The sequence below is a fragment of the Streptococcus sp. ALY_211 genome, assembly GCF_058314555.1.
The window spans coordinates 1-5,884 of record NZ_JBZFUN010000020.1; the positions used below are offsets into that span (position 1 = coordinate 1).

The 5,884-nt window shown below is 39.3% G+C and carries 7 protein-coding genes; 2 read left to right on the forward strand and 5 right to left on the reverse strand.

Annotated features, from left to right (window positions below; translation table 11 throughout):
• Window positions 1-284: 284 nt before the first annotated feature.
• Window positions 285-692, forward strand: a complete 408-nt coding sequence (locus tag AC4HAJ_RS08615) for a sodium transporter (RefSeq protein ID WP_491079746.1) — start codon at window positions 285-287, stop codon at window positions 690-692.
• A 158-nt stretch (window positions 693-850) separates the two neighbouring features.
• Here the strand turns inward: AC4HAJ_RS08615 and AC4HAJ_RS08620 are convergent, their stop codons facing one another.
• Genes AC4HAJ_RS08620 through yjbM form a run of 5 tightly spaced genes read right to left on the reverse strand, consistent with a single transcriptional unit; the run spans window position 851 to window position 5,040 of the window.
• On the reverse strand, window positions 851-1,612 hold the full coding sequence (locus tag AC4HAJ_RS08620) for an SDR family oxidoreductase (protein WP_491079747.1): 762 nt from the start codon (window positions 1,610-1,612) through the stop codon (window positions 851-853).
• A 55-nt stretch (window positions 1,613-1,667) separates the two neighbouring features.
• Complete coding sequence (gene pta / locus AC4HAJ_RS08625) at window positions 1,668-2,654, reverse strand: phosphate acetyltransferase (RefSeq protein ID WP_491079748.1); 987 nt, start codon at window positions 2,652-2,654, stop codon at window positions 1,668-1,670.
• 16 nt (window positions 2,655-2,670) lie between these two features.
• The gene (locus AC4HAJ_RS08630) at window positions 2,671-3,564 is read right to left on the reverse strand and encodes an RluA family pseudouridine synthase (RefSeq protein ID WP_491079749.1); all 894 of its coding nucleotides are present in this window, start codon (window positions 3,562-3,564) and stop codon (window positions 2,671-2,673) included.
• Window positions 3,561-4,400, reverse strand: coding sequence for an NAD kinase (locus AC4HAJ_RS08635; protein ID WP_491079750.1), 840 nt, complete (start codon window positions 4,398-4,400; stop codon window positions 3,561-3,563). Before AC4HAJ_RS08635 ends, AC4HAJ_RS08630 begins: the two co-directional genes overlap by 4 nt.
• Window positions 4,375-5,040: a GTP diphosphokinase gene (yjbM, locus tag AC4HAJ_RS08640; RefSeq protein ID WP_491079751.1), complete on the reverse strand. Its 666-nt coding sequence runs from the start codon at window positions 5,038-5,040 to the stop codon at window positions 4,375-4,377. The genes AC4HAJ_RS08635 and yjbM overlap by 26 nt, the downstream gene beginning before the upstream one ends.
• A 126-nt stretch (window positions 5,041-5,166) precedes the next feature.
• Between yjbM and AC4HAJ_RS08645 the strand changes: the two genes are divergently transcribed.
• Window positions 5,167-5,745 carry a CYTH domain-containing protein gene (locus tag AC4HAJ_RS08645; protein ID WP_491079752.1) on the forward strand — a complete coding sequence of 193 codons (579 nt, stop codon included), beginning with the start codon at window positions 5,167-5,169 and terminating at the stop codon, window positions 5,743-5,745.
• The last annotated feature ends 139 nt before the right edge of the window (window positions 5,746-5,884 follow it).

Sequence of the window (5,884 nt, forward strand, 5' to 3'; positions counted from 1 at the left end):
GAGACCTAGACGACTTCATCATTACAAAACAGCAAAATTTCTGTTTGGGCTAGCCCAAACAGCCTAATCAATGGGATCCTAGTCTATCCACGAACTTGTTGCACTTGACTTGACAATGTGTCATTTTTTTCTAATTAAAATCAGCTCCAATTTTCAAAATACTCGGCACAAGTATCTTTCACTTTATGAAAAATTACCATTCTCTACTTCTACAACATCTAACATCTATTATCAATGAAACAGTCTTCCTTGATTTTTTTATCATAAGGCCTTATGATGACTGTATGAATAAAAATACTATTCCTGAATTTCTGAACTATCTTCCCTACAGATTTAGCTATTACGACAAGGATAATCACTTAGCTTATTCAAATCATGCATCCGATGGTAGTTTTTTCCCTACTGATGATCCAGATTCCCTACCTGACTGGATATGGGAGAAAGTCTTAACTGCTAAATCACACATCCTCCATCTAGATATTACTAACGATTCTTTTGAAAATATCTTAATCCAGTCCTATCAAGCGATTTTTGATCAAGAGTCAGGGTTTCAAGGGATCGTTACCTATATACAGAATATTCAACCTCTCCTCGCTAGTTATTTAGAATCGAGTGGTCAGGCTTTAGTAGGCTGGTCAGATACCACATCTGGTGCCTCTATTAGTAGTAACAAACTAGATTCTGGACAATAAAAGAGAGTGGGGGCAAAAATCGTAAACCGTGAGAAAATCATAGTTTTGATTTGCCTTGCTCTCTTATTTTAAGGATCGGGTCAAAATCCCCCACTGGAGCGCTTTGCAAGCTCTATTTCCCGATGCAAAAGCTCTAGTAGGGCTTTTATTCCACTGTCTTATTGATCTATCTCACGATAAACTGGCTGAGGACCAAAGGTTTGAGAAGTTGGCATGATTTCAATACGGTTCACATTGATATGGACTGGTTGATCAATAAGCCAACCTACTGTATTGGCAATATCCTCTGGCTTAATGGCATTAGCACCCTTATAAAGATCAGATGCCCTCTGGTCATCTCCCTTAAAACGGACATTAGAAAATTCAGTACCTTCACACAAACCTGGTTCAATATTGCTAACACGGATCTTGGTTCCTGCTAAGTCGGCCCTTAAATTTAATGAGAATTGCTTGACAAAGGCCTTGGTCGCACCATACACATTAGCCCCTGGATAGGGAACCGTACCAGCTGTAGAACCAATATTAATAATATAGCCACTATTTCTCTCAACCATTTCTGGTAGAATCTGCCGAGTTAAATAAGTCAATCCCATAATATTCGTTTGAATCATCGTTTCCCAATCTTCAAAATCTGCTTCATAGGCCTTATCAAGTCCAAGGGCTAAACCAGCATTATTGACTAGAACATCAATCATCTGCCACTCTTGTGGAAGGGCCGACAAAGCTTCATCTATCGATTTTTTAGACATCATGTCCATTCTCAGAGGATAGAAGCCCTCACCAAATTCCTCAGCTATTTCCTTGAGCTTATCTATACGTCGACCAGTGCCAACAACCCTATAACCCTTTTTAATCAATAAACGTGAGATAGCTCTGCCAAAACCAGCACTGGCTCCTGTCACCATAATAGTTACTGTCATTTCGATTCCTCCTTTTTTATGCCGCAAAAGAAGGCTAACACTAGCCTTCTTTTTATTAATTCATTAAAGTTTGAGCAGCGGTAATAATTGCTAACTTATAAATATCTTCTGCACTCGATCCTCGAGATAGATCGTTTACGGGCATATTAAGCCCTTGCAGAATTGGTCCAATGGCTTCAAACATCCCTAATCGCTGAGCAATTTTATAACCAATATTGCCCGATTGTAGATCCGGGAATATAAAAACATTTGCTTGACCAGCAACCTCACTATCTGGAGCCTTTATAGCTGCAGTCGATGGAACAAAAGCAGCATCAAATTGAAGTTCCCCGTCAATCTTAAGCTCAGGTGCAATTTTCTGTGCCAGTTCAGTTGCCTTGACAACCTTATCTGCTTGCGGTGCCTTGGCACTCCCCTTAGTAGAAAAGCTCAAAAGAGCCACTTTCGGATCGATATCAAAAATTTGAGCAGTTTCAGCTGTATTAACAGCAATCTCCGCCAATTCTTGGGCACTGGGATCTACATTGATTGCACAATCCCCAAACATGAAACACTCATCTGTATTATCACGCGTCATTAAAAAGACACCCGAAGTCCTGCTGATACCTTGCTTTGTTTTAATGATTTGAAGAGCAGGCCGAACAGTATCAGCTGTAGAATGAGCCGCACCAGAGACCATACCATCTGCCACCCGCATCTTAACTAACATCACACCAAAGTAATTGACATCTTTTAGGAGTTCTTTTGCCTCTTCAGGAGTTACCTTTCCTTTGCGAATAGACAAAAATTCTTCCAACATGTCCTCATGAAATGGGAACTGCTCAGGATCAATAACAATATAATCCTGATTAACAAATCCTAGATCATGAAGCAACTGACGAACTTCCTTGTCATTCCCCAAAATAATAGGCTCTAGCAATCCTTCAAATTTTAATCGTGCAGCGGCTCTTAGAACCCGCTCGTCATTGCCTTCAGGAAATACAATCCGTATTCCCTGCCCGGCAATTCTATTTCTTAAGTTACCGAATAAACTTCTTAGCATAGATATTCCTCAATTTCTAATCAGCCTGCAAGCCCATGATAACGTTTTCAAAGTCGTCTGTCAACTTTGATTCAAAAACCTGCTCTTTCTCTAAAAAGGGATTATAGAAGCTAAGACGATAGCAATGCAAGGCCTGACGTTCTATTCCAAAAGTCATAGCCCCCCCATATAAATCATCTCCCAAGAGCGGATAACCTCGATGGGAAAAGTGAACACGGATCTGGTGAGTACGCCCTGTATGCAGCTTGATAGCTACCAGCTTAACCTCACCAAAATCCTGGTCTATACGATAGCTAGTGTGAGCATATTTCCCAGACTGGTCAACACACCTCGTTATAATGCTACTGCTGTCTCGAGCAATGGGAGCAATAATATCTCCCTCCTCTTCGATAGGAGCCGTTCCAGATACTAAAGCATAGTAACGCTTATCAATCGCACGATTTTTCAGTTGTTTATCCATACGAGCATGAGCGTAGCCGTGCTTAGCCAATAACATCAAGCCACTAGTGTCCCTATCCAAACGAGTCACAATATGAATCTGCTTATTAGGATAGTTCTGTTCATAATAATATCCCTTAACAAAATTAGCCATAGTATTGGAATGGTTAGAACTTGGAATACTAGCCACCCCTGCCGGCTTATCTAGCACTAAAAAATGATCATCTTCATATACAATCGCCAATTCCCTATAGACAGGCTTCAACTTATAGTTAATATCTTTTTCATCTGGAATTTTAACAGTCACTTTATCACCGATATCCAATAAATAAGTTGCATTTTGCTCTTGATCATTAACCCAAATATTTCCACCCTGAAACTTAATTTTTGCTAACAATCCTTTTGAAATATCATGATGCTTTAGCAAAGTCTTAACCTTGCAACGATGATCAGCTATAAAAGAAAAAATCATGCCTCGACCTCACCAATAAAGGCTTCTTTGACACGATCCCAAAATCCAGTATGATTTGGTGAAGACAAAAAATGGATCTTTTTCTCATCCAAGGCTAATTCCATCTTAGCCACATTACGATAGTTATAAGACTTATTATCAATAGAAACTGTATAAGATCCAACACGCTTGGGCTCTATCGTCACCGTCTCACCCTTGGGAATAATGACCGAACTTCCTAGCGTCCGGTAAACCCTGTTATTCAAACTAGCTATCTCTGTCAATTGAAACGCTTCAACTGTAGGATGCAAGACAGCTCCGCCAATGGATTTATTATAAGCAGTGCTACCAGTTGGCGTCGAAATCGTAACACCATCTCCCCTAAATCGCTCAAGATCGGTACCATTAATAGCAATATCAGCCACCATTGTCTTCTCCAGACGACGCAAACTAGCTTCATTTAGCGCACGCGCCTGAACAAGACGTCCATCAGCCATGGTCAATTTAACACTCAACAAAGGATAAGAAATACTTTCACCCTTATCATTTTTCAGATTTTCAAGAAATTGATCAACTTCAAAATCACGATAATCCGTGTAAAATCCTAGATGACCCGTATGGATGCCGACAAATCGCACGGTGTCTAAACTTTTCTCGTACATATGAAAAGCAGACAGCAACATCCCATCGCCGCCAATAGAAATAACAATATCCGGATTTTCCTTACTCAGATAAAAATCCTTATCGTGCTTAAGAGAAGCAAAAATCTTAGAGGCTACTCGCTTACTCTGATATTTTCCATTTGCAATAATCGCAACTCTAGATGGTCGCTTATCGGTACAATTCGTCTGTATCATCACTATTTCCTACACCATCACTCAATTTTCTACTTGGAGGGTCAAACAATAATTGGGCGTCCTTAATATCATCTCTGATTTTGCGCATTTCTTCATCTAGCTCAAGAGCTATACGTGATGTCACTTCCAATCGATTACGAATATCCTCAGGAAAATCCCCACGATACTTATAATTTAAAGAATGCTCAATTGTTGCCCAGAAATTCATCGCCAACGTCCTAATTTGGATCTCTGCCAAAACTATTTCTTGTCCATTAATTGTCTCAACTGGATAATTAACGATCACATGGTAAGACCGATAACCGCTCGCTTTACGATTATTGATATAGTCTCTCTCTTGAACAATCGTCATATCCTTACGACGTCTGATTAGCTCCAAAACTTCCTGGACGTCATCGACAAACTGGACCATGATCCTAATACCAGCAATATCCTGCATATCTTCAGCAAGATGTTCTTGAGACACTCCTCTCAAAACCATCTTTTCCTTAATACTCTCAATCGGTTTAACACGACCTGTGACAAACTCTATAGGGGAATGCTGATTTTGTTTCTGGAATTGCTTTCTGGCTCCTCTAAACTTTATCTTCAATTCGCCAACAGCCTGAATGTAGGGGTCTAAAAAAGTTTCCCAATCCATCTTAATCTATTTGTTAACTCCTGTTTAAATCAGATATTTTACAACTGATTCTTGTAAAATAACCTACTTTTTTATAAAATCTATTTAATCATTATATCATAAAAAGCATTGCAAAGGAAAAGCGCTATGAACCATCTGGAAATCGAATATAAAACTATGTTGAACAAGGCTGAATTCCAGCGAATGGAAACTCTCTTTTCACATATCCCGCCCATCACTCAGACCAACTACTATTTTGATACAGACGATTTTATGATGCGTCAAAAGCGACTTTCTCTCAGAATTCGAACCTTCGATAAAGATGCCGAACTCACCTTGAAAATTCCAAAAGAGATTGGTGCTATGGAGCACAATATCCAATTAACTAGAGATGAAGCCCGTCAAATCATTGATTCTTGTCAGTTTCCAAACAATGCTATTAAAGAAATTTTAACTGAAAACGGCATCAAGTGCTCTGCTTTAAAAAAATTGGGCCACTTAACTACTGTTCGGCGTGAAAAGCAGACACCCATTGGCTTGATGGCCCTCGATAAAAACAACTACTCTGGAAGAATCGACTATGAGCTCGAACTCGAAGTTCAAGATCCCCAGAAAGGCAAAAAAGATTTTGAAGCTTTTCTAAAGGAACAGTCTATTGATTTCAAATATGCTAAAAGTAAAGTGGCACGTTTTTGCTCAACACTGTACACTGAAGAACAGGGATAAATCCACCTACCAAGTGTCAATCGAAATTGATAATGTCTTGAAAAAATCGGTCAGATAAGTGGAAATTGGTTATAATAGTGGTTGAGAGGTATTCCTCTCATGTTTGAATTCTTCATAAGATTTTCCGATTTTATGAAGG

Excerpts from the sequence above, each read along its gene's own strand:
- AC4HAJ_RS08630 (WP_491079749.1), bottom strand. The coding sequence starts at position 3,564 with ATGATTTTTTCTTTTATAGCTGATCATCGTTGCAAGGTTAAGACTTTG.
- AC4HAJ_RS08635 (WP_491079750.1), bottom strand. The coding sequence starts at position 4,400 with ATGATACAGACGAATTGTACCGATAAGCGACCATCTAGAGTTGCGATT.
- AC4HAJ_RS08615 (WP_491079746.1), top strand. The coding sequence starts at position 285 with ATGAATAAAAATACTATTCCTGAATTTCTGAACTATCTTCCCTACAGA.
- AC4HAJ_RS08645 (WP_491079752.1), top strand. The coding sequence starts at position 5,167 with ATGAACCATCTGGAAATCGAATATAAAACTATGTTGAACAAGGCTGAA.
- pta (WP_491079748.1), bottom strand. The coding sequence starts at position 2,654 with ATGCTAAGAAGTTTATTCGGTAACTTAAGAAATAGAATTGCCGGGCAG.
- yjbM (WP_491079751.1), bottom strand. The coding sequence starts at position 5,040 with ATGGATTGGGAAACTTTTTTAGACCCCTACATTCAGGCTGTTGGCGAA.
- AC4HAJ_RS08620 (WP_491079747.1), bottom strand. The coding sequence starts at position 1,612 with ATGACAGTAACTATTATGGTGACAGGAGCCAGTGCTGGTTTTGGCAGA.